Consider the following 24,180-nt stretch of genomic DNA (forward strand, 5'->3'; position numbering starts at 1 on the left):
CGCTGCCCAATGCCGGGCGCGCAAGCAGGCTATACCGAAATAGATATACGACTTTTCATTCATGCTTGGTACGCATAGGATTGGGGGATGAGCGACACGCAACCCTTGCCCTATCTGCGGCGGCTGGACATGAACCTGCTGCTGACCTTCGACGTGCTGATGCGCACGCGCAGCGCCACCGCCAGTTCGGCCGTGCTGCACAAGACGCAGCCGGCCATCAGCCGCGACCTGGCGCGCTTGCGCCGCCGGTTGGAAGACCCGCTGCTGGTGGTGGTGAAAGGGCGCTTCATTCCGACCGAGCGGGCGCTGGAGTTGCACGCCGCGGTGCACGACGCGCTGGCGCAGATCGAATCGGCGCTGCGCCCGCCCGAAGCCTTCGACCCCGCGCGGGCCAGCGGCGTCGTCAATATCGGCACCGGCGCGCACAGTGAAATCCTGCTGGCCGCGCCCTTGCTGGAAAGGCTGCATCGCCTGGCGCCGGGCATCACGCTGCGCTTCCAGTCGGTGCACGGCGATTTCGTGCCCGACGATCTGGACGCGGAGCGGCTGGACATCGCCATCGGCCTGTTCGGCAAGGTGCCGGCGCGTTTTCACCGCGACACCCTGTTGCGCGACCGGCGCGTCTGCGTCGTGTCTGCGCGGCATCCGTGGGCGGGCCGCAAGGCGCTGACGCTGGCCGACCTGTCCGCCATCAAGTGGTTCGCCTTCGCGCAGATGTACGGCCGGGAGACCAACTTCGACCGTGCCTTGAAGCCCGATGCCGCGCGCCTGGAATTCTCGGCCTACCTGTCGGGGTTCGGCATCACGCCCTACGTGTTGCTGGACACCGACTACGCCACCACCATGCCCGCCAGCGTGGCGCAGGCGCACAGCCGGCACTTTCCGTTGGCGGTGCTGGAGTTGCCCGCGCGTCTGCGCAAGATCGAGTTCGTGATGGTGTGGGCGCGCCGCCAGCACACGTCGCCGCAGCAGGCGTGGCTGCGCGACCAGATCCGCGAGGTGCTGCAGGAACGCGCGGGCGCTCCTGCAGCCCGGCCGGCTTAGGAGCCGACCTTCTTGCCCGTCGCCACGTCGATGACCGAGCCGTCTTCCAGGCTGACGCGATAGATCTCGCGCACGACGTTGCCGGCAAAGCCGATTTCGACGATGGACACGTCCTTGAACGTGGTGTTGATGCCGTCGGGCAGCACGGCGTTGAACTTGTCGGACTCCTGCTTCATGGCGTCCTGCAGGCGGGCGTCGTAGATCGCCATGCTGTAGACGAGCGTGGTGTGCGGGTTATGCGCGCGCACCTCTTTGCCGTCCTGCATGATGTTGACGCCGCTCACGCCCATCGTCTTGACCAGGTCCTTGCCCGCGTCGCCCATCTTGGCGTAGACGGGGCCCGTCACGCGCGGCAGCGGGCCGTCGCGCAAGGGGGCCAGCGCGGCGGTCGTCACCGTGTTGTAGCGCATCATGTCTTCGAAGCCCTGGCCGCTTTTGACGACGCCCAGGTCCAGCCACCAGGGGTGGCCCGCGCCCTTGGCGGCTTCGGTCGGGTAGAAGGTCTTCAAGGTGACCTGCAAGGGGGCGGGCGGCTTGGGCAGCGCGCGCAGCATGCGTGCAGGCGTCTCGGGGTCGGCGCTGTGGATATGGACCACGGTCACGTGCGGCATGTTGGGCGTTTCGGCCTCGGTCTTCAGGCCCAGCGCCAGCAGGTCCTGCTTGAGCGTGCCGGTGATCTTGGCGTCCAGGACGGCGTTGACGTCCTGCGGCAGGCGGTAGACCACGCCGTAGGTCGCCTTGTGGGCGCGGAACTCCGGTTTGTCCAGGGCGCTGTTGTCGATGGGCGCAGCGGCCTGGGCCGCGAACGAGGTGGCGAACAGGCCGAGGGCGGCCAGGTGGAATGCACGTTTGATCATGGGGAATCCCTTGTCGTTGTTGACGTGACCCGCGAGAGTCATGCGCAGTGTGGCCACTGCGCATGTACGGGGTATTGCACCAGCCGAAAGAATCCCGATACCAGTCGCTGCTTGGCCGATAGGTGGCGGCCGCGGATGGTATCCGCCCGGGGGCTTGTCAATCCCGAAAGGGGGCGCCCAAGCGCTAGACCAGGAAGACGATGGCCACGATGGCGATGCCCAGCACCAGATTCACGCTGACCCAGCGGCGGATGCCCGCCATGGCCTGGCCGCCTTTGGGCCAATCGGACGCGGCCACGGCGGCGGCAAGGCGCTTATAGAGCGCGAACCGGATATGGCCGAAGATGGCCATCATCACGATCCCGCCGCCGGCCATCAGCGTCCAGGCCAGCGGCATGAAGAAGGCGCCGCCCGTGCGCACGGCCTGGCTGGCTTCCTGCCCGATCATCGAGACGCCCGTCAGCAGGATCAGCACGATCGCCGCCAGCACGGCGTTCAAAAAGGGGCCCAGCACCGACGCCATCAGCTTCAGGCGCGCGGGCGGTTCCAACTGCGCGGCCGCCGGCCGCAGGAAACAGTGCGCGAACAGCATGCCGCCGACCCACAGGATCACGGCGATCACGTGGATGAATTTCAAGACGCTATAGAACATGGGAGGCTGCCTGCAAGGGAAGGGCCGCGGAGTGCCGCCCGGTCTGTCCCCATCATATCGCCGCCACAGAATCTGGCGCGGACTTGACCGGAATCATGGTTTTGCATTTAGAATGAGATTGATTTCTATTTGTGTATAGCGTTCTGGGAGCCCGTCGTGCCGAACCCTGTGCTCGCTTCAGGCGACGCCGTTCAACTTTTGTACCGCACTCATCATGGATGGCTGCACAACTGGTTGCGCGCGAAATTGGGCAATACCTTCGATGCGGCCGATCTGGCCCAGGACACCTTCGTTCGCGTGCTGCGGCACCGCCACGAGCTGGACGCCTTGCGCGAACCGCGCGCCTACCTCACGACGATCGCCAAACGCCTGCTGCTGAACCACCACCGGCGCCGTTCGGTCGAAGACGCGTATCTGGAAGCGCTGGCGCTGATGCCGGAAGCGGTGGCGCCGTCCGCCGAACATCGCCTGATCATCCTGGAGACGCTGCAAGAGATCGACGAAATGCTGTCCGGCCTGTCGCTGCCGGCGCGCCAGGCGTTCCTGATGGCGCAGCTGGAAGGGCTGAGCCACGGCGAAATCGCCGAGCGCCTGAACGTGTCGCTGCGGTCCGTGCACCGCTATATCACCCGCGGATTCGAACAATGCATCATGGCGGTGATGTGAGCGCGCCGGCCGCAGAACTGCCCGCCGTTGAACGCAACGTGGCGCGCGAGGCGGCGCGGTGGCTGTTGCGCCTGAGTTCGGGCCGCGCGACCGATGCGGACGTCCACGCCTGCGATCAGTGGCGCGCCAGCAAAGCCGAACACGAGTACGCCTGGCAGCGTGCGCAACGCGTGAACGAACGCTTCGGCCTGATCCCGGCGGCGCTCGGCATGGCCACCCTGAACCGGCCTGAACTGCAGCAGCGGCGCGCGGCCTTGAAGGCGTTGGTGGCGCTGGTGGTGGCCGGCCCGCTGGGCTGGGCCGCCTGGCGCGCCGATCCCCTGGACTGGTCGGCCGACTACCGCAGCGGCCCGGGCGAGCGGCGCAACGTGGCGCTTGCCGACGGCTCCACCCTGCATCTGAATACGGCCAGCGCCGTCGACGTGGCGTTCGACGCCGCGACCCGCCTGGTCCGGCTGCGTTCGGGCGAGATCGCCGTGCATGCGGTCGCGGACGCCTCGCCCCACCCGCGCCCCTTCGTGGTGCGCACGAGCCTGGGCGATATCGAGGCGATGCCGTCGCGATTCTGCGTGCGCCAGGACGGCGCGCAGTGCCAGGTCAGCGTGCAGGAAGGGCAGGTCCGCGTCAGCAGCGGCGCGCATCCCGGCCGCATGCTGAGCCTGATGGCCGGCGAGCAAGGCAGCCTTACCGAGGGCGGCGTGTCCGCGCCGTCGCCTGCCGATCCGCATGCCGGCGACTGGATGCGCGGCGTGCTGTACGCCAATCAATTGCGCCTGGACGCCTTTGCGTCCGAATTGGGGCGGTACCGCTCGGGCGTGCTGCGCTGCGATCCGGAAATCGCGCATCTGCGTATCTCCGGCGCCTTCCAGTTGAACGACACCGATGCCGTGTTGGCCGCGTTGCCCGCGACCTTGCCGGTGCAGGTGCGCTACCGCACGGCCTATTGGGTGACCATCGGGCCGCGGCAATCCGCGGCGTGATGTTCCGTTGTTACAAAATACCGGCGCCCAAGCTGTCCGATTCCCGATTCACGAGGGTCATGGTCTGTATAGGCAAACGAATGCCGATACCCGTTGGATCGAAAGGACGACCATGGCTTATCTCACCGCCGGCCGCGCAAGCGGCTCCCGAACCGCTCCGGACGCGCAGGTCCGGCTGACCCGCCTGACTTGCGCCGTGCATGCCGCCCTGGCGTTCGCCGCCGTGTCCGGCGCCATGCTGCCGCTGGCCGCCGCGCACGCGCAATCCACCGCGCAGGCGTCGGCACAGGCTGCGGCGCGCGGCTATCGCATCCCGGCCGGCGCCCTGGCCGAGGCCTTGCCGCGCTTTGCCGACAGCGCCGGCGTGACCGTGCTGTTCGATGCCACGCTGGTGGGGCAGCGCCGCACGGCAGGGCTGCAGGGCACGTATTCCGTGAGCGAAGGCTTCGCGCGGCTGCTGGCCGGCAGCGGCCTGGCCGTGCAGGAACGCACCGCCGGCGTGTTTGTGCTGCTGCCCGCGCCGCAGCCTGGCGTGACGCTGCTGACGCCGGTCCAGGTGGAAGGCGAGGGCGCCGTCGTGACCCCTGCCTGGGAAACCAGCACCGACCGCAAGCAGATGGACGATCTTCAGATCAAGAACTGGAGCGACCTGGGCAAGCGCGCCGAAGCGGGGGTGAATTTCAACCGGACGACCAACAGCATCAACATCCGCGGCCTGGACCAGGACCGCGTGCTGACGCGCGTGGACGGCATCCGCCTGCCGTGGCTGGACGACGGCGCGCGCGGCGTGAAGGGCGGCCTGGAGGCCGTGGACTTCAACAGCCTGTCGCGCCTGGACATCGTGCGCGGCGCGGATGCGACCGGGGGCGGCTCCGGGGCCATGTCCGCCACTGCCGACCTGTACACGCTGGACCCGTCCGACCTGCTGACCGGCGGCAAGACGTTCGGCGCGCTGGCCAAGACCGACTACGATTCGGCCGACGCCAGCTGGGGCGCCAACGCCGCATTGGCGGGCCAGATCCGCAGCAACACTTTCTGGCTGGTGCAGGCCGGCGTACGCAACGGCCACGACATCGACAACCGTGGCGACGTCGGCGGCTATGGCCCCAAACGCAGCCAGCCCAGCCCCGAAGACTACGACCAGCAAAGCTTCCTGATGAAGCTGCAACAGCGCGTCGAAGGCGGCCACCGGTTCGGCCTGACCGGCGAATACTTCAAACGTCGCGCCGACATCGAAAACATGTACGACCAGGGCGCGGGCACCAGCTACCTGTACGGCGAAAACAGCACGAAGAAGGAAACCGAGCGCGAGCGCGTGTCCTTCGATTATTCCTACAAGGCCCCTGGCGAAGGCAGCCTGATCGACACGGCGACCGCCGTCGTCTACTGGCAGCGCATGCGGCTGGACAATTCCCTGGACGGCGTGCGCAGCGTGGATTCCCGCGCGAACATCATCCCCGGAGACCCCTTCCGCTACGGCTTTCCCAGCGGCCCCTACGGGCGCAGCAACTCCATCCAGCAGACGCTGTTTGGCGTGAATGGCGAACTGACCAAACGGCTGGGCGGCGCCTCGGTGTCGCAGCTGTGGACGGTGGGCGGCGAGTGGTACGGCAACAAGACCGAGCAGAACTCCAGCGGCTACGACAATTGCCCCGTGTTGCGCCCGGGCCTGCCTGCGCTTTTCGGCCCGCGTTCGTGCGACATGCTGCACACCAACCAGGCCGACGTGCCGCAATCCAAGGGCAACCAGTGGGCCTTGTGGGTGCAGGACGAGTTCAGCTTCGCCGACGGTCGCTACACGGTGATGCCGGCCCTGCGCTACGACCACTACGAGCAAAAGCCACAGTCGACCGCCAGCTACGAAAACAATCCCAACGCCGGCGCCTTGCCGCCGTCCAACAGCGGCAGCCGCTTCTCGCCGAAGCTGCTGGGCACCTGGAAAGCGATGGAGCAGCTGAGCCTCTACGCCCAGTATGCCTACGGATTCAAGGCGCCCACCGCCAGCCAGCTCTACACCAACTACGGCGGGCCAGGAACCTATCTGCGCGTGGGCAATCCCTATCTGAAGCCGGAAACCAGCAAGGGTTGGGAATTGGGCGCCAAGATGGGCACCGACGACCTGGGCGCTGCGGTGTCGTTGTTTGATAATCGTTATCAGAACTTTATTGATGCAAATCAGCCGCTAAGCCCCGATTCGCCGCAGTGGCAGCCGGGTTGGGCCGGGCAATACCCGCTGGGCATCACGGGCAATGTGAACCGCGCCAAGGTCCGCATCTACGGCGCCGAAGCCAGCGCGCATTGGAAGTTCGCGCCGGGTTGGCGCACCTGGGGCTCGGTGGCATGGACCGTGGGCAAGGATGAAGGCACGGGGCAGTATCTGAATTCGGTGGCGCCGTTGAAGGCCATTCTGGGTGTGGGTTATGGCCGGGACGTATGGGGCGTGGACGCCTTGCTGACCACCGCGCTCAAGCGCGATAAGGTCGAATACCCCGATGGCCCGCCTGCGGCAGACAACGCCGACTTCCAGGCCCCGGGTTACGGTGTGGTGGACTTGATGGGCTATTGGCGCCCCGCGGCGGTGAAGGGGCTGCAGGTGCAGGCGGGCGTGTTCAACCTGTTCGACAAGAAGTACTGGGAGGCCATCAACGTGCCGACCGCGGGTACCCAGGCGCTGCCGCGCACGGTGGACTGGTACACGGAACCGGGCCGCAGCGTGCGGGTGTCGCTGACCTATCAGTATTGATTTCGCGCCGCCGCTGCCCGCAGGCGGGCGGCGGCGGTTTTTCAAGAATGCTTTGCTCCGGCCGGAGGGCCTACGATGACGAATCAAGATTTCAACTCCCGCGCAGAAGCGCTGCGCGCCCGCAACGACGAACTCGCGGCCTCGCAACCCGGGTTGCGCGCCCGCAACCTGGCCCAGGCGCTGGGCGTGTCCGAAGCCGAATGGGTCGCTGCCGGCTGTGGCGGCGTGACGGCGACGGCGCTGCACGGCACGCCGCAAGCCATCTTCCGCGAACTGGGCACGCTGGGCGAAGTGATGGCGCTGACGCGCAACGACTGGTGCGTGCACGAACGCCACGGCGAATACCTGGACATCCAGGCCGACGGCCCGGTGGGCCTGGTGCTGGGGCCCGATATCGACCTGCGCGTGTTCTTCACGGCCTGGAAGTCCGCCTGGGCGGTCCAGCAGGACGGGCGCCATAGCTTGCAGTTCTTCGATGCCGCCGGCGTGGCCGTGCACAAGGTCTACCGCACCGAAGCGACGGACGCCGCCGCCTACGACGCGCTTGTCGCCAAGTTCGCGGGCGATCCGCAATGGCCCGAAACCACCGCCTACGCGCCGGCCACCGACGCCGAACAGGTCGAGGACGCGGCGGGGTGGCGTGAGGCCTGGCTGGGCATGAAAGACACGCACGAATTCTTCCCGCTGCTGCGCAAGTTCAAGGTCTCGCGCCTGGCGGCGCTGGCCGCGGCCGGCGAAGACCTGGCGCAGCCCGTGCCCGCTGATTCCGTCGAACGCATGCTGCAGTCGGCGGCGGAATCGGGCCTGTCGATCATGTGCTTCGTGGGCAACCGCGGCATGATCCAGATCCATAGCGGCCCGGTCGAGCAGTTGCGCCGCACCGGCCCCTGGTACAACGTGCTGGACCCGAAGTTCAACCTGCACCTGGACACGACCGCCATCGCGTCGGCCTGGGTGGTGAACAAGCCCACGTCCGACGGCTGGGTGACGTCGCTGGAGGTGTATGCCGCCAACGGCGACCTGATCGTGCAGTTCTTCGGCGAACGCAAGCCGGGCAAGCCGGAGCTGACCGGCTGGCGCGAGTTGATGGTCAGCCTGTGCGGCGCGCCCTTGGCCGCCTGAGGATCCGTTGATGAAAAAGTGGCTGGCAATTGCATTGGGCTGGGTCGTGGCGGCGGCGGTTCATGCCGCCGAACCCAGCCGGGTGGTGACGCTGGGCGGCAGCGTGACGGAGATCGTCTACGGCCTGGGGCAGGGCGACCGGCTGGTGGGCGACGACCTGTCCAGCCTGTATCCCGAGGCCGCGACCAAGCTGCCGCGCGTGGGCTATTACCGCGCCGTGCCGGTGGAAGGCGTGCTGTCCTTGAAGCCGGATCTGGTCCTGGCGTCTGAGCAGGCCGGCCCGCCGGATGCGCTCAAGCGCCTGGCCGGCGTGGGCGTCCGAGTCGTCACCGTGTCGGACGCGCCTTCGGTCGATTCGCTGAAGGCGCGCATCCGCAGCGTGGCCGACGCGCTGGGCGTGGCGCCCGCCGGCGAACGCATGGTGGACGAGGTCACGCGCGAGCTGGCCCGCGCCGAGGCCTTGCCGGCCACGCAGGCGCGCGCGCTCCTGCTGATCAACCGGACCGGATCGCCGCAAGGCGCCGGCCGCGACACCGCCGCCAACGAAGTCATGCATCTTGCCGGCCTGGTCAACGTGCTCCACGACCAGCAGGGCTACAAGCCCTTGTCGGCCGAGGCCGTCGGCGCGCTGGCGCCTGACCTGATCGTGGTCACGCAAGCCTCGTTGGATGCGGGCGGCGGCATGGAGGCCTTCCTGCGCCTGCCGGGCATCGCGTCGACCCAAGCCGCGGCCAAGCGGCGGGTGGTGGTGATGGACGACTTGCTGATCCTGGGCATGGGGCCCCGGCTGCCCCTGGCGCTGACCCAGCTGAAAAAGGAGGTCGCGGATGTCATGGCGCGTTAGCGCGCCGTTGGCATTGGGCCTGTTGACCGCAGCCCTGGTGTTGGCGGCGTTGGCCGCCACCGCCCATGGCGCGGTGGCGATCCCGCTGCGCGAACTGCCATCCCTGCTGTGGGGGGCGCCGACGCCGGAAAACGCCTTGTGGCGCAATGTGCTGATCGACATCCGTTTGCCGCGCGTGCTGTTCGCGATGGTGACGGGGGCGGGCCTGGCGATATCGGGCGCCGCCATGCAGGCGCTGTTCCGCAATCCGCTGGCCGAACCCGGCCTGATCGGCATTTCAGCAGGCGGCGCGCTGGGGGCGGTGGCCGCCATCGTGCTGTTCTCGGGCGGGTTCTGGGTGACGGCGCCGTTGGCGTTCGTGGGCAGTCTGCTGGCCACGCTATGCGCCTACGCGGTGGGCCGGCGGGTGCCGGGCGTGGCAGGCCTGCTCTTGGCCGGCGTGGCGATCACCGCCATGGCGTTCAGCCTGATCGGCATGCTGACCTTCATCGCCACCGACGCGCAACTGCGCGACCTGACTTTCTGGAACATGGGCAGCCTGGGTGGCGCCAACTGGAAGCTGCTGGCGTTCCTGGGCCCCTGGGTCCTGCTTGTGAGCGCGTGGCTGGTCAGCCAGTGGCGCGTCATGAACGCCTTGCTGTTGGGCGAACGCGAGGCCCAGCATCTGGGCTATGCGCTCAAACGCGTGCGGGCCAAGCTGGTGCTGGCCAGCGCGCTGATCGTCGGCCCGCTGGTCGCCGCCACGGGCACCATTGTTTTCGTCGGGCTGGTGGTGCCGCACCTGGTGCGCCTGACGCTGGGCGCCAACCACCGCTGGCTGCTGCCGGCCACCGTTCTGGCTGGCGCGCTGGCGCTGGTATTGGCGGACTGGGCGGCCCGTACGGTTGTCGTGCCGGCGGAATTGCCCATCGGCCTGGTGACGGGATTGGTAGGCGGGCCGTTCTTCCTGTGGCTGCTGGCGCGTGGAAGGAGGATCGGATGACGCTTGCCGCGCAAAACCTGACTTTGTCCCGCGGGGGCGCCCGCATCCTGACCGACGTGTCGCTGGACGTGCGTCCGGGCGAAGTGGTGGGCCTGCTGGGCGCCAACGGCGCCGGCAAGTCAACCCTGCTGGGCGCGCTGGCATCCGAACTGACGCCCGACTCGGGCCACGCGCGCCTGGACGGCGCCGCCCTGACGGCGATGGCGCACCGGGAGCTTGCACGCCGCCGCGCCGTGCTGCCGCAAAAGCCCGGCCTGACCTTCGACCTGGACGTGCGCGAGGTGGTCGCCATGGGCGCCTACCCGTTTCCCGAATTGCCGCCCGGCCAGGTGGATGCCCTGGTGACGCAGGCGCTGGAACTGGCCGACGTGGCGCACCTGGGCGGGCGCCGCTATCCCGAACTGTCCGGCGGCGAACAGCAGCGCGTGCAGTTCGCGCGGGTGCTGGTGCAGTGCCATGCCGCGCGCGCGCCTGGTGAAGCGCGCTACCTGCTGCTGGACGAGCCCACGGCCAGCCTGGACCCGAAGCATCAGGGCGACCTGCTTGGCCGCGCCTGGGAACTGGCGCACGCCGGCAATACGGGCGTACTGGTGATCCTGCATGACATGAACCTGGCCGCGCGCTGGTGCGACCGCCTGCTGCTGCTGAGCGGAGGCTGCGGCATCGCGGTGGGCACGCCCGCCCAGGTGCTGACGCCGGCCAACCTGTTCCTGGCTTACGGGATCGATGCGCAGGTGATCGCGCACCCGCTGAAACCGGAGCGCTTGCTGGTGTTGACCGGGTGAGGGGGACACGGGCCGTGGGGCCGGTAAAATAGGCGATACGCATGTATTCGCCTTTTTCACTCATCACTCAACAGGACCCGTGTCATGCCTACTTTTGACGTCGTCTCCGAAGTCGACAAACACGAACTCACCAACGCCATCGACCAGGCGAACCGCGAACTTTCCACCCGTTTCGACTTCAAGGGCACCGACGCCAAGTTCGAACTGGAAGGCTTCGTCGTGACCCAGGTCGCGTCCAGCGCGTTCCAGTTGAAGCAGATGCTCGACATCCTGCGCGGCCGCTTGTCGGCACGCGGCATCGACGTGCGCTGCCTTGACGTGGCCGACCCCCTGGAAAACCTGGGCGGCGCGCGCCAGAAGGTCACGATCAAGCAGGGCATCGAACAACCGGTGGCCAAGAAGCTGATCGCCGCCATCAAGAACGCCAAGCTCAAGGTGGAATCCCAGATCAACGGCGACAAGCTGCGCATCACCGGCAAAAAGCGCGACGATCTGCAGACCGCCATCGCGCTGCTGAAAAAGACCGACGTCGATCTGCCGCTGCAGTTCGAGAACTTCCGCGATTGATGTCGCCGGCTCATGGGTCATTCCACGGAGCTGCAACTCGTCGTTGAACTCGCGCGCGCCGGCGGCATGTCGGCCGCCGCGCGGGAATTGGATGTCACGCCGGCCGCGGTCAGCAAGCGGCTGGCCCAGATCGAGGCGCGCCTGGGCGTGCGCCTGTTCAACCGCAGCACGCGGCGCCTGAGCCTCACGGCCGAAGGCGAGGTCTACCTGGAAAGCGCCCGCCGCATCCTGGGCGAAATCGAAGACCTGGACGAGCTGATCGCCAGCCGTCAGGCCAGCCCGCGCGGCTTGTTGAAGGTCAACGCGCCGCTGGGTTTCGGCCGCAGCTACATCGCGCCCGCGATTGCGGAATTCGCCGCAAAATATCCTGAGGTATCGCTGCAACTGCAGCTGACCGACAGTCCCGCCGACTTCGTGCAGGATGCGTTCGACGTCGCGGTGCGTTTCGGCGACCTGCCCGACACCCGCCTCATCGCCCGCAAGATCGCGCCCAACCGGCGGCTGGTCTGCGCGTCCCCCGCCTACTTGAAGACGCACGGCGTGCCGGCCACGCCGCATGACCTGACGCGGCACCAGTGCATCGTGCTGCGCCAGAACGAGGCCGCCTACGGACTGTGGCGCTTCACGAAGGGCCGCCGCAGCGAAACCGTGAAGGTGCGCGGCAACCTCAGCAGCAACGACGGTGAAGTCACGCTGACCTGGGGCCTGGCCGGCCTGGGCATCCTGCAACGCGCGGAATGGGACTTGGCCCGCTACCTGCGCAGCGGCAGGCTGGTGCGCGTGCTGGAAGACTACGCCTTGCCGCAAGCCGACATCTATGCGGTGTTTCCGGAAAGGCACCATCTATCGGCGAAGGTCCGCGTGTTCGTGGATTTCCTGGTGGCGTATTTCCAGAAAGGATCGGACAGTACCTGGTGATGCGCCAAGGCTGATCGGCGATGTTGAGGGAAGGCGGCGGGCTGGAGTAAATTCCGACTCTCAATGTTCACCTGCCAGGTTCGGGCATTGGATTTCCTGGAAGACTCAAATCCTTGAAGCGTCACGCTGCGGCCGCCGCCGTCAGGTGCTCGTACAGGATCACCGAGCCGATGCCGATCAGCGCGATCCCGCCCAGCACTTCGGCCCGCTTGCCCGCCACGCTGCCCAGCGCGCGGCCCAGCATCACGCCGATCGTCACCATCAAGGTGGTGGCCAGGCCGATTGCGATGGCGGCCACCACGATGTTCACGTCGACGAACGCCAGGCCGACGCCCACGGCCATCGCGTCGATGCTGGTGGCGAATCCGGTCGCGGCCAGGAGCCAGAAGGAATGGCGGACGACCGGCGCGGCGTCTTCTTCCTCTTCCTTGAAGGCGTTGCGGATCATCAGCCCCCCGAGAATACAGAGCATCCCGAACGCGATCCAATGGTCCCAGTCGGCCACGAACTTCGCCGCGACAGATCCGAGCCCCCAGCCGATCACGGGCGTGATGGCTTCGATGACCCCGAAGATGACGCCGGTGCGCAGGGCTTCCGGCAGGCGGGGCTTGTGCAGGGCGGCGCCTTTGCTGATGGCGGCCGCGAACGCGTCCGTCGACATGGCGAACGCGAGGACGATGAGGGAGATGGCATTCATGGAGAGAGGGGTCCGACTGGGCGAGAACGGCACAGACCCTCCACACCGCCCAGCGTCGTGTGAAAAGTCCGTGGTCTCGCCAAGCGCAAATGCCGCTTACGCCATGGCCGGCTAGGGCCAAGAATGTTGACGTAAGCCCTTTCAGGCCAGGCTGAAAGGCGGCTACTCCCCAAAGAGAGAACGCAGTCTAGCAGAGCTTGCCGTCGGGCGTGTGACAGTCCCTGGAGCGGGTGGGGGAATGCCGGCGGGGACGGTACACCGGCAAAAGGCGGCCGCCGGATGCCGGATATGGCAAATTGAAACATCCATAGGCCATCCAAGTGGATGGTTTTAATATTCCGTCATGCCTCCTCGTGCCCCCTCCCTCGCCTCCGTCCCCAAGCCCTCCGATGAGAAGATCACCATCAATCTCGGGTATGTCGACTTGGGCCATATCGATCTTCTGGTGCAGGAAGGGTTCTACGCGAACCGCACCGACCTGATACGAACGGCCATCCGCAACCAACTGGCCACGCATGGCGAGGCCGTTCGCCAGGCGGTCAGCCGAAAGACGCTTGTTCTGGGCATCCAGCACTACACCTCGCAGGATCTGCTGGCGGTTCAGGCCGCGGGGGAAATGCTGCAGATCCGGGTGCTGGGGCTGGCGACCATCGCGCCGGACGTCACCCCCGAGCTGGCGCTTGCCACCATCGAATCCGTGACGGTCCTGGGCGCGTTGCATGCCAGCGCCGCCGTCAAGGCCGCCCTGCGTCAGCGCATCCGCTGACTTTTCCCCTAGCCGTCAAGGTAACGCCATGCATCCCGAATTCCAGCAACTCATGAACCAGGCGACCCGGCTGACGCGTTCCGGCGATCTCGCCGCCGCGACCGCCGCCATCCAAGCCGCGTTGCGGGGCGGGGCAACTGCCGCGCCTGCCCGCGAAGACGATGCCGACGTCATCGATGTCGAGGCTTGGGAGATCCCGGAACCCGCCGCCCGGTCGGCAAAGGCAACGGCTACGGTCGACGACGTCGCCCCGCCTGCGGACAAGCCGGCCACAGCGGGCGACACGTTCACCGCGGGATCCTTCCGCAATGCCGGGGGGCACCGCAGCTACAAGCTTTACGTGCCGCCCAACGCGGGCACTGAACCCCGTCCGCTGGTCGTCATGCTTCACGGCTGCACCCAGGACGCCGACGATTTCGCTGCCGGCACCGCCATGAACCAGGCCGCGCGGGCGCAGGGCTTCTATGTGCTGTATCCCGTGCAGTCGCGCGAGGCCAATCCGCAGAAATGCTGGAACTGGTTCAAGCACAATCATCAGCAACGAGGCCGGGGCGAACCTGAAATATTGGCCGGCATGACGCGCGCCGTCATCGATACCCATGCGATCGACCCGCAGCGTGTCTACGTGGCGGGCTTGTCGGCGGGCGGCGCGATGGCCGCCATCCTGGCGGGCGCCTATCCCGACCTGTTCGCCGCCGCGGGTGTGCATTCGGGGTTGGCCGCCGGTGTGGCGTCGGATCTTCCGTCCGCGCTTTCCGCCATGAAGGGGGCCGGCATTCATGCGGCGGGGCAGGCCGCGAGCGGGGTGCCCACGATCGTCTTTCACGGGGATCGCGACGCAACGGTGCACCCCGGCAATGGCCCGGCCGTGGCGGCGGCCAGCGTCGGGGCATCCGCGGCGGTAGAAACCTGCCGCATGCCCGGCGCTGGCGGCAAACGCCACAGCACCCGGTACTTGTACCGGAATCCCGCGGGCGACATCCGCGCCGAACGCTGGGAAATCCATGGCGCCGGCCATGCCTGGGCCGGCGGGTCGGCAAGCGGATCCTATACGGACCAATCCGGTCCGGATGCCACGGCCGAGATGCTGCGGTTCTTCTTCGAACGTTCGCTGGGCGGCCAGCGGTAGCAGCGGTCCGCCTGGGCGCCTACGCCGTCCACAGATGCTGCGCCGCGTAGGCGCGCCACGGCCGCCATTGCTCTGACCGGGCCAACAGTTGGGCGGGCGTGATTGCCCGCGACTCCAGTTTTTCCAGCGCACGGATCAGGCCGATGTCCGCTGACGGGAAAGCGTCGGGTTCACGCAGCTGGCGCAGGGCGATGTATTGCGCCGTCCATTCCCCCACGCCTTTGATCCGTCGCAGGCGCGCGACGGCGTCGTCCAGCCCGCTGCCTGCGTCAAACAGGTGCTTGTCCGCCACCGCTGCCGCGCCTACGGCGGACAGCGTGGCGGCGCGGCTTCGGGGCATGCCCAGCGTGGCCAGGTCGGCCGCGGCGATGACCGCAGGCTCCGGAAAGACGTGGGTCAGGGCGCCTTCGGGTTCGGTCATGGGCGCGCCATGCGCCGCCACCAGCTTGCCGCCCAGGCGTATGGCCGCGACGACGGTGATCTGCTGCCCCAGAACGGCCCGCAACGCCAGCTCGAAGCCGTCCCAGGCGCCGGGCACGCGCAGGCCGGGCCGGGCCTGGATCAACGAAGTCATGACCGGATCACCGGCGAATTGCGCGGCGATGGCCACCGGATCGCTGGCCAGATCGAACACGCGCCGTACCCGCGCAATGATCGTCGGCAGGGCTTGCAGGCGGGGAAAGCGCACAGTGACCTGCAAGGCATTGCCGGTGCCGGGCCGTACGGTGAGGGTGCCTTGATGGCCGTCCAGGCTGATGGTGCGCGCGTAGCTGTCCTGCGTCACGTGTTCGATTCCCGGAATCGCGCGTAGCCGCAGGAAGGCCAGCATGGCGTCCCAATCGTAGGGCGGGCGATAGCGCAGCAGCAGCTTGATCTCGCCGTGCCGGCCGGCGGATACCTCGGGTTTTTCGGAGCGGCGCAGCTCGCCGGGGGCGCGGCCGAACAGGTCCAGGAAAATCTCGTTGAAGCGGCGGATGCTGCCGAAACCCGAGGCGAAGGCGATTTCCGCCATGGGCAAATGAGTTTCGTGGATGAGCTGCTTGGCCAGCAGCACGCGGCGCGTCTGGGCCACCGCCACGGGGGAGGCCCCCAGATGCTGGCGGAACTGGCGGCGCAATTGGCGTTCCCCCACACCCAGGCGCCTGGCCAACGTGTCCACCCCGTCGTCGTCCAGCGCGCCCAGTTCAATCAATTGCAAGGCGCGCGCCACGCTGTCGGGCAATTCGTGTCCGGGGCCGATTTCCGGCGCGGTCTCGGGCCGGCAGCGCAGGCAAGGGTGAAAGCCGGCCTCTTGCGCGGCGGCAGCCGTCGAGAAGAACGTGACGTTCTTCGACAGCGGCGTACGCGCCGGGCACACCGGTCGACAGTAGATGCCGGTCGTCTTGACGGCCGTGAAGAAGCGGCCGTCGTAACGGGCATCGCGCACTTGGATGGCGCTATAGCAGGTGTCGTGGTTCAGGTCCATGAACCGATACTACTGCTGCGCCCGGGCGGGGATCTAGCGGTTTTCGGACATGGTTGTGACGATCACACTGGTGTCCGAAAACCGCCAGCGGCGCGCCTTGCACGGTTCTATATTGGCCTTGTTGCGACTTCACCGGGAGCCGGCCATGCCGATCCACACATTCTCTTTGGAACGCGTCTCCACCCCGCTGGGCCAGATGCTGGTGCTGACGGATGCGCAGCAGCAACTGCGGGCCGTCGATTGGCAAGACTACGAATCCCGCATGCACACGCTGCTGCGGCGCCAATACGGCAAAGACGCCGTGCAGGTGCAGGACGCCGGCCAGCCCTCTGCGGCACGCCGCGCGTTGGAGGCGTACTTCGACGGCGAGGTGGCCGCCATCAACGATCTGCCCGTGGCGCTGGGCGGCACTGACTTCCAGCGGCAGGTCTGGCAGGCGCTGCGTGGCATCGCGGGCGGGCAAACCGTCAGCTACGGCAGCCTGGCCGGCCGCATCGAACGGCCCACCGCGGTGCGCGCGGTCGGCCTGGCCAACGGCGCCAATCCGGTCGGCATCGTGATCCCCTGCCACCGGGTGATCGGTGCCAACGCCTCGCTGACCGGCTATGGCGGCGGGCTGCACCGCAAGCGCTGGCTGCTGGAACACGAGGCCCGGCATGCCGCGCACTGAGCGCCACTTTCAACTCCAGGTTAAAGATGTTGTGAATTCCGGCGCCGTCTGAGGCGCCGGCGCTCAGTAAAGTGCCGACAGACCCTTATCGGAAGGAGCCCTGTCGGCCATGAAGACCTATCGCATCGCAACCATTCCCGGCGACGGCATCGGCAAGGAAGTGATTCCCGCCGGCCAGCGCATCCTGCAGGCGCTGGCCGAACAGGACGGCCTGCGTTTCGAGTTCCAGGATTTCGACTGGGGCGGCGACTACTACCGCAAGCACGGGGTGATGATGCCGGCCGACGGGCTGGATGCGCTGCGCGACAAGGACGCGATCCTCTTCGGTTCGGCCGGCGACCCGGACATCGCCGACCACATCACGCTGTGGGGCCTGCGCCTGAAGATCTGCCAGGGCTTTGACCAGTACGCCAATGTGCGCCCCACGCGCATCCTGCCCGGCATCGACGCGCCGCTCAAACGGTGCACGCCAGAGCAGCTGAACTGGGTGATCGTGCGCGAGAACTCCGAAGGCGAGTATTCGGGCGTGGGCGGCCGCGTGCATCAGGGGCATCCCATCGAAGCCGCCACCGACGTCTCCATCATGACGCGCGCGGGCGTGGAACGCATCCTGCGCTTTGCGTTCAAGCTGGCGCAGTCGCGCCCGCGCAAGCTGTTGACCGTCGTCACGAAATCGAACGCGCAACGCCACGCCATGGTGATGTGGGACGAGATCGCGCTGGAGGTCAGCCGCGAGTTCCCGGATGTGACGTGGGACAAGGAATTGGTCGATGCCACCACCGCGCGCATGGTCAACCGTCCGGCGTCGCTGGACACCATCGTCGCCACCAACCTGCATGCCGACATCCTGAGCGACCTGGCGGCGGCGCTGGCCGGCAGCCTGGGCATCGCACCCACCGGCAACATCGATCCGGAGCGCCGCTATCCGTCCATGTTCGAACCGATCCACGGGTCGGCCTTCGACATCATGGGCAAGGGCCTGGCGAATCCGGTGGGCACGTTCTGGTCGGTGGTGATGCTGCTGGAGCATCTGGGCGAAACCGACGCGGCCGCGCGGCTGATGCAGGCCATCGAAAGCGTGACGGCGAATCCGGCCTTGCATACCCGCGACCTGGGCGGGCAGGCCACGACGGAGCAGGTGACGGCTGCAGTCTGCGCCCGGTTGGCCGCGGACGGGCAGGCCCGCGCGGCGTAGGCACACGCATTACCCGGAAACCCGATCCTGGGCGACAGACCCGGGGCGGCTTCCGGCAATACAAAAAGAAGCGAAGTCCATTCGTATCCCAAGGAGACAAGCATGTCCAAGCAAGCCTTACGCGCGCGCGCCCTGGCGTTCGCATGCCTGTTGAGCCTGCCGCTGGCGGGCGGCGTTGCGGCGGCGCAGACGTATCCCGCGCGGCCGGTGAACCTGATCGTGCCATTCCCGGCCGGCGGCACGACCGACGTGCTGGCGCGCGCGCTGGGGCAGGAACTGGCCAAGCGCCTGGGCCAGCCGGTAGTGGTGGAAAACAAGCCGGGCGCGGGGTCGACCCTGGGCGCGGACTATGTGGCCAAAGCGGCGCCGGACGGCTACACGCTGCTGATGGGCGCCGTGCACCACACCATCGCCACTAGCGTCTACAAGAGCCTGCACTACGATTTCCAGAAGGATTTCGCGCCGGTCACGACGGTGGCGCTGGTGCCCAATGTGCTGGTGGTCAATCCCAAGGTGGACGCCAAGGACGTGCAGGGGCTGCTGACTTTGGCGCGGGCGGCGCCGGGCAAACTGACCTACGGGTCCAACGGCATGGGCACCGGCCAGCACCTGATCGGCGCGCAGTTCGAGCACGCCGGCCACGTGCAGTTGCTGCACGTGCCCTACAAGGGCAGCGGCCCGTTGACGACCGACCTGCTGGGCGGCCAGATCGACATGTCGTTCGACACCATCACGCCGGTGTTGGCGCATATCCAGAGCGGCAAGCTGCGCGCGCTGGCCGTGACGACCAATCAGCGGTCGGCCGCCTTGCCCGACGTGCCCACGATGGAAGAGGCGGGGCTGAAACCGTTCAACATGGGGACCTGGTTTGGCGTGCTGGCCCCGGCCGCGGTGCCGAAAGAGATCGTCACGACACTGAACGCCGAGATGGTGGCCATCATCCAATCGCCGGATTTCTCGCGCCGCATGGCCGAGATCGGCGCGGTGCCCATCGGTGATACGCCGGCGCAGATGCGGGCCCGCATCGGCGCCGACACCGAGAACTACGCCAAACTGGTCAAGGACGCGAAGGTCGCCATTAACTGAGCGCGGCCGGCAAGTGATAGCCGGCAAGGCGTGCGGCGGCCAGACGCCGCCCGCCAGCTGTTACGCGCGGATCCAGCCCCGCGCGATCGGCAAGGCCAGCAGCTTGCGGTAGATGCCCTGCACGATGCGCGTGAGCGGCGCGCCAACGCGGTTCCATACCGGGGCGGCCGCGCCGGCCGCAAGCGGCGCCAGGATCAGGCCGCCTGCGATATCCAACGGGAAGTGCACGCCCAGGTACACGCGCGAAGTGCCGACCACGGCGGCGGCCACCAGCGTTGCCCAGCCCCATCCCGCCCACCGCCGGTCGAAGATCAGCGCGCACGCGAAGGTGGCGATGATGATGGTGTGGTTGCTGGGGAACGACGACGTCGCCTTGTGCGGGAAGAAAGCCTGCCCCAGGCCGATGGCGAAGGGGCGCGGATGCGGCCACAGCGCGCCGCAGACGTAGCTGGCGAACAGCGCCACGGCGATGCTCGCCAGCACCTTCAGCGCCAGGCTGCGTTGCGCCTCGCCGCCCCATAGCCACAGGGCGGCCAGCGCGCCCGGCACCAGCAGGATGAGCTGGTTGGCCACCAGCATGGCGGCATGGATTCGCCACACCGGGGTGGCCGGGTCGGCATTGATCAGAAGAAAAAGGGACTGGTTCAGGCCTTCCAGGAAATTCATGACACGTCATCGCGGCGTAATAATCAATAGCCGCGATGGTAAAGAGGTTTCCCGTCAGTCTGCTTACAAAATGCGCCAGCGTGCGCGCTTTTACTTCTGGATGCGTTTGCCGTCGGCGTTGATGACGAGCTCGCCGTCTTCCTTCGTGAATGCGCCTTGCTGGGGCGCCGGCAGGATATCCAGCACCAGTTCGCTGGGGCGGCACAGGCGCGCGCCCAGCGGCGTGGCCACGAAGGGACGGGTCAGCAGGATCGGGTGTTGCTCGATGGCGTCCAGCAGGGCGTCATCCGGCAAGGACACGTCGTCCAGGCCCAGCTCCAGGTAGGGCGTGCCCTTTTCGCGCAGCGCGTCGCGCACGCTGATGCCGGCCTGCTTGAACAGGGCCTTCAGCGCGGCGCGCGACGGCGGCGTTTCCAGGTACAGCACCACCTGCGGCTCAATCCCGGCGTTGCGGATCATGGCCAGCGTATTGCGGGACGTGCCGCATTTGGGGTTGTGATAGATGGTTACGTCGGACATGGGGGCTCCTTGGTGCGGTGTTTCGTCTGCAAGACGGTGAGCATAGTGCATCCGCTGCGCGCCTTCAGGCGCGCAGCTTCCTCCCCAGCCGGCGCCAGCCGATGACGACGCCCGACAGGCTCAGCGCGGCGCCGCCCAGGCTCAGGAAGATCAGCAGCGCATCCCACAGCGGGCGGCGCGCCAGCAGGCCCGTCCAGTCCCAGCTATGCAGGAAGGCGAACAGCCAGCGGCTTGCGCGGTTGCTGCGGTCCTGGCGGCCCTGGATCTGGCCGGTGTGCGGATCCAGGTAGACCCAAGTGGCTTGCGGATTGTCGTAGACCAGACGCCAGACGGGCAGGGGCTTTTCGATGTGGCCCAGCATGGCATGCTCGTCACGCGCGTAGTAATAGAGGTCATAGGCGTTCAACACCTGCACGTCGCGCAGGGCCGCGCCCGGCAGCAATCGCGCGGCCGCCTGGCGCAAGTCGGCCTGGGTGAAGGCATACGGCGTTGCCAGGGTGGCGGACAGCACTTGCGGCGCACCCGCCGGGCCGCGCGCCAGCACCACGTCCTGCCCGGCCGCGCGCGTCCAGCTGAGTTCGCGCGGCGCGGCGGGTAAGGCGGCGATCAAGGCTTCGGGCGAGGCCAGCGGTGCGTCCGACACCCTGCCGGCATACGCCGCGCGGTCCCACGGCGCGGCCGTGCTGGTGAAGAGCTTCCACGGATTCATCGACATCAGCCCGCTGAAGATCCAGGTGATGGTGATGACGGCGAACAGCAAGCCGCTGAGGTGATGCCAGCGCATCATGCTTTCGCGGTAGGGCGAGCGGCTGCCGCTGGCGTAGGGCCGCGAAAACCGCCAACGCAGGATGCCCACCACCGTGCCCGTCAGCGCCACCGCCACCCCCGCCACCGACAGCCACACCACGATGTCGTGCCACCAGGGGTCCAGCGCATTGCCGCGAAACGGATATAGCCAGTGGATCCACGCGCCTGCATAGTTCCAGGCGCGTTCGTTGAACGTGGCGTCCAGCACCACGGCGCCTGTCGCCGACGAGATATAGAGCCGCGTCCGTTGCGGGTCGTCCATGTCCACATGATGCAGCGGCCGGTGCGGCTTGAGGGCGCCGGAATGCGTGTACACGTCTTCCACCACCGTGCCGTGGTAGTGCGCAGCGTACTGGCCGTCGAACCAGGCGCGGGCGGTGGCTAGCGCGACCTCGGCATCGGCCGGCGGCAGCAGGCTGCCCGTGGCGGCATCCACGATCCGGGGCGCGTCGCGCATGCCGCCGGCGACGGCGTAGACCGGCACGCCGCCACGGGTGGCGGCCAGGCTCAGGCCGGAGGCGTTGCGGACGTCGGCGCCGGCCGCCGCCAGCGCCTGGGCAGGCGTGACGGCGATGGCGGCGCCATCCAGCGGCGCCAGGTGCGTCAGGCGTTCCTGCGGCGTCAGCTTGGGATAGCCCACGTACATCATCACCACGCCGCTGACGAACCACATGGCGAAGAACAGGCACAGCACGATGCCGGCCCAGCGGTGGATCAGGTACAGCCAGCGCTTGGCGCGGGTGGATAGCGGCGGCCCGGCCGGACGGGCGGGCGATCTGGTCGAGGTGGCGCTCATGGCATCTGGATGTGGGGCGGTCAGAAGCGGGCCTGTACCGTCAGTTCCACCGAGCGCGGCGCGCCCAGGTAGAACATCGTCGGCGTCGCGTTGGCGGCGTAGACCTTGTCGGTCAGGTTGCGCACGCGCGCCGTCACGTTCAGGTTGCGGTTGATCCGGTGCGACAGCGCCGCGTCGAACACGGTGTAGGACGGCGCCCAGACCGTGTTGGCGGCGTCCGCGTAGGTGCGGCCCACGTAGCGCGCCGCCAGGCTGGCGTTCCAGTCGGGCACGAAGGCGTAGTCCAGCCACACGTTGGCCAGGCGGCGGGGCGTGTTGGTCGGCACATTGCCATTGCGCGAGACCGCGACGCCGCCCACCGATTGCGAGAAATCGTCGTACTTCGGATCCACGAAGGCGACGTTGCCCTGCAGGGACAGCGTGGCCGTCAACTGCAGGCCGCCGGCCAATTCGATGCCGCGCGCCGATTGCGCGCCGACGGGCACGCTGACGCCGGGGTTGTCCGGGTCGGACGTGGCCATGTTCTTGCGCTTGATCTCATAGACCGACACGGTGGCGGAACCGCGGCCGTCCCAGAAGTTGAACTTGCCGCCCACTTCGGCTTGCGTGCCGGTGGTGAGCTTGTCGTTGTTCAACACGTCGGCGAACGACGCCGTGGCCAACAGGCCGGACGGGGGATCCGCCGCCGTGGCGTACTGCGCGTACAGCGAGGCCTCGGGGGTGACCTCCCAGTTCACGCCCAGGCGTCCGGTCAGGGGCGAGTAGCGGCGCGACGCGCTGGCGGGGGAAGCTGCCGTGACGGCGCGGCGGTTGGTCAGGTCCAGGTCGATGAAGTCCTTGCGCAGGGCCGACACGATCGCCACGCCGGGCAGCACTTCGCTGCGGTTCTCCAGCGTCAGCGCGACCGTGCGGATGCGGTTGTCGCGGTCGGCGCGGTGGCCACGCGTCATGCCGGGGATGTCGTAGAAATCCCCGGGCGAAAAGTCGTACGGATCCACGGCGTCCACCTGGCCGGGCAGGCTGGTGGGATAGCGGGTAATCTTGTTCTGGCTGATGTCAGCGCCGAACGACCAGTCGCTGGGCAGGCCGGCAAGCGTCGATCGAAGCACGCCTTCCACGCGGTTGCCCACCAGGCTCTGTTCGTGGCGCTGCAATAGCGCGCCGGACCGCAGCACCAGGCTGTTGCCGGCATTGAAGCGATAGTTCTCCAGATTGCGGAAATCGCGCTCGGCGCGGTAGTAGTACAGCGTATTCTTGAGCGTCAGGTTCGAGCCGGCGCGCCATTCGGTCATGGATCGCGCCCACAGCACGGACTGCTCGTACAGGCCGTCGTTCACGTTGTAGTTCTTGAACCGCGTGCCGTCCAGGATGCGCCCTGCGCCTTGCACCGCGCCGCCGGCGCCGGTTTTCAGCGGCGTGCCCCAGTAGGGGCGGTCGACCTGTTCGCGCTGGTACTCGAAGGCGAAGGTCTGGGTCACGTCGTCGCCCAAGTCGGACAGCAGCGAGGCCGCGATCTGGCTGGCGCGGGAATGGTTGCCGTCGACCCAGCCGTGGCTCGACCCGGTGTTGGCGTCGATGCGCAGGTAATGGCCGCGGCCACCGGGGTCGCCAGCCAGTTGCTGGTTCAAGCCCACGGAAAGTTGCCGGCTGTCGAACGAGCCCAGCCGGAACTGGCCGTCGTAGAAGGTGTCGCGCTGGGGCAGCTTGGTCACGTAGTTGATTGCGCCGCCGACCGCGCCCGCGCCGAACAGGAAGGTCGAGGGGCCGCCGATGGCTTCGACGCGATCGTAGATCCAGCTGTCGACCGGACGCCCGGCGACCGAGTCGTACTGCACCGAGATGCCGTTGAACAACTGTGTGACCTGGCCGCCGGAAAAGCCCCGGTAGCTGACGGCGCCGGCGTTGCCGGGGGGCGACGCGTTGTCCACGCCGGGGATGCCGCGCGCGATGTCCTGGGTGTTCAGCGATCCGCGCGCGTCGATCTGCTCGCGCGAGATCACCGTGACGCTGGCCGGCGTTTCGCGCAGGGTGAGCCCCAGGCGGCTGCCGGTGCTGTCGCGGGCGTCCAGGTCGATCGGGCCGTTGGGGGCAGGTTCGGCTTGGCCGGCGCCGTAGACGGTGGTGGGGGCCAGCGTTTCCACGGCAGGTTCGGTGGTCAGGGCCTGGGCAGAGCCGCTGGCAAGCGCGCCGAGCAGCAGGGTGTAGCGAGTGGTCTTTTTCATGT

23 protein-coding genes and 1 riboswitch are annotated in these 24,180 nt (G+C 67.7%); of the genes, 15 read left to right on the plus strand and 8 right to left on the minus strand.

Features of this window, described 5'->3' with window-relative positions; translation table 11 throughout:
- The first annotated feature begins 87 nt into the window (after window positions 1-87).
- On the plus strand, window positions 88-1,044 hold the full coding sequence (locus ACO6D5_RS04605; protein WP_485824722.1) for a LysR family transcriptional regulator: 957 nt from the start codon (window positions 88-90) through the stop codon (window positions 1,042-1,044).
- On the opposite strand, the gene ACO6D5_RS04610 is transcribed toward ACO6D5_RS04605, so the two are convergent.
- Complete coding sequence (locus ACO6D5_RS04610; protein ID WP_315845111.1) at window positions 1,041-1,901, minus strand: hypothetical protein; 861 nt, start codon at window positions 1,899-1,901, stop codon at window positions 1,041-1,043. The two genes, ACO6D5_RS04605 and ACO6D5_RS04610, sit on opposite strands and share 4 nt — an antisense overlap.
- A gap of 184 nt (window positions 1,902-2,085) precedes the next feature.
- Window positions 2,086-2,553, minus strand: coding sequence for a CopD family protein (locus ACO6D5_RS04615; protein WP_485824723.1), 468 nt, complete (start codon window positions 2,551-2,553; stop codon window positions 2,086-2,088).
- A gap of 156 nt (window positions 2,554-2,709) precedes the next feature.
- On the opposite strand from ACO6D5_RS04615, the gene ACO6D5_RS04620 reads away from it, so the two are divergent.
- The 9 genes from ACO6D5_RS04620 to ACO6D5_RS04660 all read left to right on the plus strand — a co-directional run bounded on the left by ACO6D5_RS04620 (window position 2,710) and on the right by ACO6D5_RS04660 (window position 12,160).
- Window positions 2,710-3,219: a sigma-70 family RNA polymerase sigma factor gene (locus ACO6D5_RS04620; RefSeq protein WP_315845112.1), complete on the plus strand. Its 510-nt coding sequence runs from the start codon at window positions 2,710-2,712 to the stop codon at window positions 3,217-3,219.
- The gene (locus tag ACO6D5_RS04625) at window positions 3,198-4,199 is read left to right on the plus strand and encodes a FecR domain-containing protein (protein WP_485824724.1); all 1,002 of its coding nucleotides are present in this window, start codon (window positions 3,198-3,200) and stop codon (window positions 4,197-4,199) included. The genes ACO6D5_RS04620 and ACO6D5_RS04625 overlap by 22 nt, the downstream gene beginning before the upstream one ends.
- Before the next feature lie 112 nt (window positions 4,200-4,311).
- On the plus strand, window positions 4,312-6,942 hold the full coding sequence (locus ACO6D5_RS04630; RefSeq protein ID WP_485824725.1) for a TonB-dependent receptor: 2,631 nt from the start codon (window positions 4,312-4,314) through the stop codon (window positions 6,940-6,942).
- A 75-nt stretch (window positions 6,943-7,017) separates the two neighbouring features.
- A complete protein-coding gene (locus tag ACO6D5_RS04635; RefSeq protein ID WP_485824726.1) occupies window positions 7,018-8,064 on the plus strand; it encodes a hemin-degrading factor in 1,047 nt (348 codons plus the stop codon).
- 10 nt (window positions 8,065-8,074) lie between these two features.
- Window positions 8,075-8,908: an ABC transporter substrate-binding protein gene (locus tag ACO6D5_RS04640; RefSeq protein ID WP_315845116.1), complete on the plus strand. Its 834-nt coding sequence runs from the start codon at window positions 8,075-8,077 to the stop codon at window positions 8,906-8,908.
- Window positions 8,892-9,890 (plus strand): iron ABC transporter permease, encoded by a 999-nt coding sequence (locus ACO6D5_RS04645; RefSeq protein WP_315845117.1) that lies wholly within the window; start codon window positions 8,892-8,894, stop codon window positions 9,888-9,890. The genes ACO6D5_RS04640 and ACO6D5_RS04645 overlap by 17 nt, the downstream gene beginning before the upstream one ends.
- A complete protein-coding gene (locus ACO6D5_RS04650) occupies window positions 9,887-10,675 on the plus strand; it encodes a heme ABC transporter ATP-binding protein (protein WP_315845118.1) in 789 nt (262 codons plus the stop codon). The genes ACO6D5_RS04645 and ACO6D5_RS04650 overlap by 4 nt, the downstream gene beginning before the upstream one ends.
- An 84-nt stretch (window positions 10,676-10,759) precedes the next feature.
- Window positions 10,760-11,242, plus strand: coding sequence for a YajQ family cyclic di-GMP-binding protein (locus ACO6D5_RS04655; RefSeq protein ID WP_006222631.1), 483 nt, complete (start codon window positions 10,760-10,762; stop codon window positions 11,240-11,242).
- A gap of 12 nt (window positions 11,243-11,254) precedes the next feature.
- Window positions 11,255-12,160: a LysR family transcriptional regulator gene (locus tag ACO6D5_RS04660; RefSeq protein WP_006222632.1), complete on the plus strand. Its 906-nt coding sequence runs from the start codon at window positions 11,255-11,257 to the stop codon at window positions 12,158-12,160.
- Between the two features lie 121 nt (window positions 12,161-12,281).
- Here ACO6D5_RS04660 and mntP read toward each other — a convergent pair whose 3' ends face one another.
- Window positions 12,282-12,857, minus strand: a complete 576-nt coding sequence (gene mntP, locus ACO6D5_RS04665) for a manganese efflux pump MntP (RefSeq protein WP_485824727.1) — start codon at window positions 12,855-12,857, stop codon at window positions 12,282-12,284.
- 10 nt (window positions 12,858-12,867) lie between these two features.
- A riboswitch (yybP-ykoY riboswitch) is annotated at window positions 12,868-13,040 on the minus strand.
- 160 nt (window positions 13,041-13,200) lie between these two features.
- On the opposite strand from mntP, the gene ACO6D5_RS04670 reads away from it, so the two are divergent.
- Both ACO6D5_RS04670 and ACO6D5_RS04675 read left to right on the plus strand, forming a co-directional pair.
- Window positions 13,201-13,623 carry a CopG family transcriptional regulator gene (locus tag ACO6D5_RS04670; protein ID WP_485824728.1) on the plus strand — a complete coding sequence of 141 codons (423 nt, stop codon included), beginning with the start codon at window positions 13,201-13,203 and terminating at the stop codon, window positions 13,621-13,623.
- 28 nt (window positions 13,624-13,651) lie between these two features.
- A complete protein-coding gene (locus tag ACO6D5_RS04675; RefSeq protein WP_485824729.1) occupies window positions 13,652-14,752 on the plus strand; it encodes an extracellular catalytic domain type 1 short-chain-length polyhydroxyalkanoate depolymerase in 1,101 nt (366 codons plus the stop codon).
- 19 nt (window positions 14,753-14,771) lie between these two features.
- On the opposite strand, the gene ACO6D5_RS04680 is transcribed toward ACO6D5_RS04675, so the two are convergent.
- On the minus strand, window positions 14,772-16,217 hold the full coding sequence (locus ACO6D5_RS04680; protein WP_315845128.1) for an AlkA N-terminal domain-containing protein: 1,446 nt from the start codon (window positions 16,215-16,217) through the stop codon (window positions 14,772-14,774).
- Between the two features lie 145 nt (window positions 16,218-16,362).
- Here ACO6D5_RS04680 and ogt point away from each other — a divergent pair, with 145 nt between their 5' ends.
- The 3 genes from ogt (at window position 16,363) to ACO6D5_RS04695 (ending at window position 19,168) form a co-directional block, all read left to right on the plus strand.
- Window positions 16,363-16,887, plus strand: a complete 525-nt coding sequence (gene ogt / locus ACO6D5_RS04685) for a methylated-DNA--[protein]-cysteine S-methyltransferase (protein ID WP_315845129.1) — start codon at window positions 16,363-16,365, stop codon at window positions 16,885-16,887.
- 109 nt (window positions 16,888-16,996) lie between these two features.
- Entirely contained in the window at window positions 16,997-18,082 is a 1,086-nt protein-coding gene (locus tag ACO6D5_RS04690) for a tartrate dehydrogenase (RefSeq protein WP_485824730.1), read from the plus strand.
- A 102-nt stretch (window positions 18,083-18,184) separates the two neighbouring features.
- Window positions 18,185-19,168: a Bug family tripartite tricarboxylate transporter substrate binding protein gene (locus ACO6D5_RS04695; RefSeq protein WP_485824731.1), complete on the plus strand. Its 984-nt coding sequence runs from the start codon at window positions 18,185-18,187 to the stop codon at window positions 19,166-19,168.
- 60 nt (window positions 19,169-19,228) lie between these two features.
- Here the strand turns inward: ACO6D5_RS04695 and ACO6D5_RS04700 are convergent, their stop codons facing one another.
- The 4 genes from ACO6D5_RS04700 to ACO6D5_RS04715 all read right to left on the minus strand — a co-directional run bounded on the left by ACO6D5_RS04700 (window position 19,229) and on the right by ACO6D5_RS04715 (window position 24,178).
- Window positions 19,229-19,834 carry a phosphatase PAP2 family protein gene (locus ACO6D5_RS04700; protein ID WP_315845132.1) on the minus strand — a complete coding sequence of 202 codons (606 nt, stop codon included), beginning with the start codon at window positions 19,832-19,834 and terminating at the stop codon, window positions 19,229-19,231.
- Window positions 19,835-19,924: 90 nt separating this feature from the next.
- A complete protein-coding gene (arsC, locus tag ACO6D5_RS04705; RefSeq protein ID WP_485824732.1) occupies window positions 19,925-20,353 on the minus strand; it encodes an arsenate reductase (glutaredoxin) in 429 nt (142 codons plus the stop codon).
- Between the two features lie 64 nt (window positions 20,354-20,417).
- The gene (locus ACO6D5_RS04710) at window positions 20,418-21,956 is read right to left on the minus strand and encodes a PepSY domain-containing protein (RefSeq protein ID WP_485824733.1); all 1,539 of its coding nucleotides are present in this window, start codon (window positions 21,954-21,956) and stop codon (window positions 20,418-20,420) included.
- A 20-nt stretch (window positions 21,957-21,976) separates the two neighbouring features.
- On the minus strand, window positions 21,977-24,178 hold the full coding sequence (locus ACO6D5_RS04715; RefSeq protein WP_485824734.1) for a TonB-dependent receptor: 2,202 nt from the start codon (window positions 24,176-24,178) through the stop codon (window positions 21,977-21,979).
- Window positions 24,179-24,180 lie beyond the last annotated feature (2 nt).

This window comes from Achromobacter sp. (assembly GCF_057314935.1).

What these genes read in the sequence shown, in the direction of transcription:
- ACO6D5_RS04605 (WP_485824722.1), top strand. Translation starts at nt 88, where the DNA reads ATGAGCGACACGCAACCCTTGCCCTATCTGCGGCGGCTGGACATGAAC.
- ACO6D5_RS04625 (WP_485824724.1), top strand. Translation starts at nt 3,198, where the DNA reads ATGCATCATGGCGGTGATGTGAGCGCGCCGGCCGCAGAACTGCCCGCC.
- ACO6D5_RS04715 (WP_485824734.1), bottom strand. Translation starts at nt 24,178, where the DNA reads ATGAAAAAGACCACTCGCTACACCCTGCTGCTCGGCGCGCTTGCCAGC.
- ACO6D5_RS04615 (WP_485824723.1), bottom strand. Translation starts at nt 2,553, where the DNA reads ATGTTCTATAGCGTCTTGAAATTCATCCACGTGATCGCCGTGATCCTG.
- ACO6D5_RS04700 (WP_315845132.1), bottom strand. Translation starts at nt 19,834, where the DNA reads ATGAATTTCCTGGAAGGCCTGAACCAGTCCCTTTTTCTTCTGATCAAT.
- ogt (WP_315845129.1), top strand. Translation starts at nt 16,363, where the DNA reads ATGCCGATCCACACATTCTCTTTGGAACGCGTCTCCACCCCGCTGGGC.
- ACO6D5_RS04670 (WP_485824728.1), top strand. Translation starts at nt 13,201, where the DNA reads ATGCCTCCTCGTGCCCCCTCCCTCGCCTCCGTCCCCAAGCCCTCCGAT.
- ACO6D5_RS04630 (WP_485824725.1), top strand. Translation starts at nt 4,312, where the DNA reads ATGGCTTATCTCACCGCCGGCCGCGCAAGCGGCTCCCGAACCGCTCCG.
- ACO6D5_RS04710 (WP_485824733.1), bottom strand. Translation starts at nt 21,956, where the DNA reads ATGAGCGCCACCTCGACCAGATCGCCCGCCCGTCCGGCCGGGCCGCCG.
- ACO6D5_RS04655 (WP_006222631.1), top strand. Translation starts at nt 10,760, where the DNA reads ATGCCTACTTTTGACGTCGTCTCCGAAGTCGACAAACACGAACTCACC.
- ACO6D5_RS04690 (WP_485824730.1), top strand. Translation starts at nt 16,997, where the DNA reads ATGAAGACCTATCGCATCGCAACCATTCCCGGCGACGGCATCGGCAAG.
- ACO6D5_RS04645 (WP_315845117.1), top strand. Translation starts at nt 8,892, where the DNA reads ATGTCATGGCGCGTTAGCGCGCCGTTGGCATTGGGCCTGTTGACCGCA.
- ACO6D5_RS04660 (WP_006222632.1), top strand. Translation starts at nt 11,255, where the DNA reads ATGGGTCATTCCACGGAGCTGCAACTCGTCGTTGAACTCGCGCGCGCC.
- ACO6D5_RS04635 (WP_485824726.1), top strand. Translation starts at nt 7,018, where the DNA reads ATGACGAATCAAGATTTCAACTCCCGCGCAGAAGCGCTGCGCGCCCGC.
- ACO6D5_RS04675 (WP_485824729.1), top strand. Translation starts at nt 13,652, where the DNA reads ATGCATCCCGAATTCCAGCAACTCATGAACCAGGCGACCCGGCTGACG.
- mntP (WP_485824727.1), bottom strand. Translation starts at nt 12,857, where the DNA reads ATGAATGCCATCTCCCTCATCGTCCTCGCGTTCGCCATGTCGACGGAC.
- ACO6D5_RS04610 (WP_315845111.1), bottom strand. Translation starts at nt 1,901, where the DNA reads ATGATCAAACGTGCATTCCACCTGGCCGCCCTCGGCCTGTTCGCCACC.
- arsC (WP_485824732.1), bottom strand. Translation starts at nt 20,353, where the DNA reads ATGTCCGACGTAACCATCTATCACAACCCCAAATGCGGCACGTCCCGC.
- ACO6D5_RS04640 (WP_315845116.1), top strand. Translation starts at nt 8,075, where the DNA reads ATGAAAAAGTGGCTGGCAATTGCATTGGGCTGGGTCGTGGCGGCGGCG.
- ACO6D5_RS04650 (WP_315845118.1), top strand. Translation starts at nt 9,887, where the DNA reads ATGACGCTTGCCGCGCAAAACCTGACTTTGTCCCGCGGGGGCGCCCGC.
- ACO6D5_RS04695 (WP_485824731.1), top strand. Translation starts at nt 18,185, where the DNA reads ATGTCCAAGCAAGCCTTACGCGCGCGCGCCCTGGCGTTCGCATGCCTG.
- ACO6D5_RS04680 (WP_315845128.1), bottom strand. Translation starts at nt 16,217, where the DNA reads ATGGACCTGAACCACGACACCTGCTATAGCGCCATCCAAGTGCGCGAT.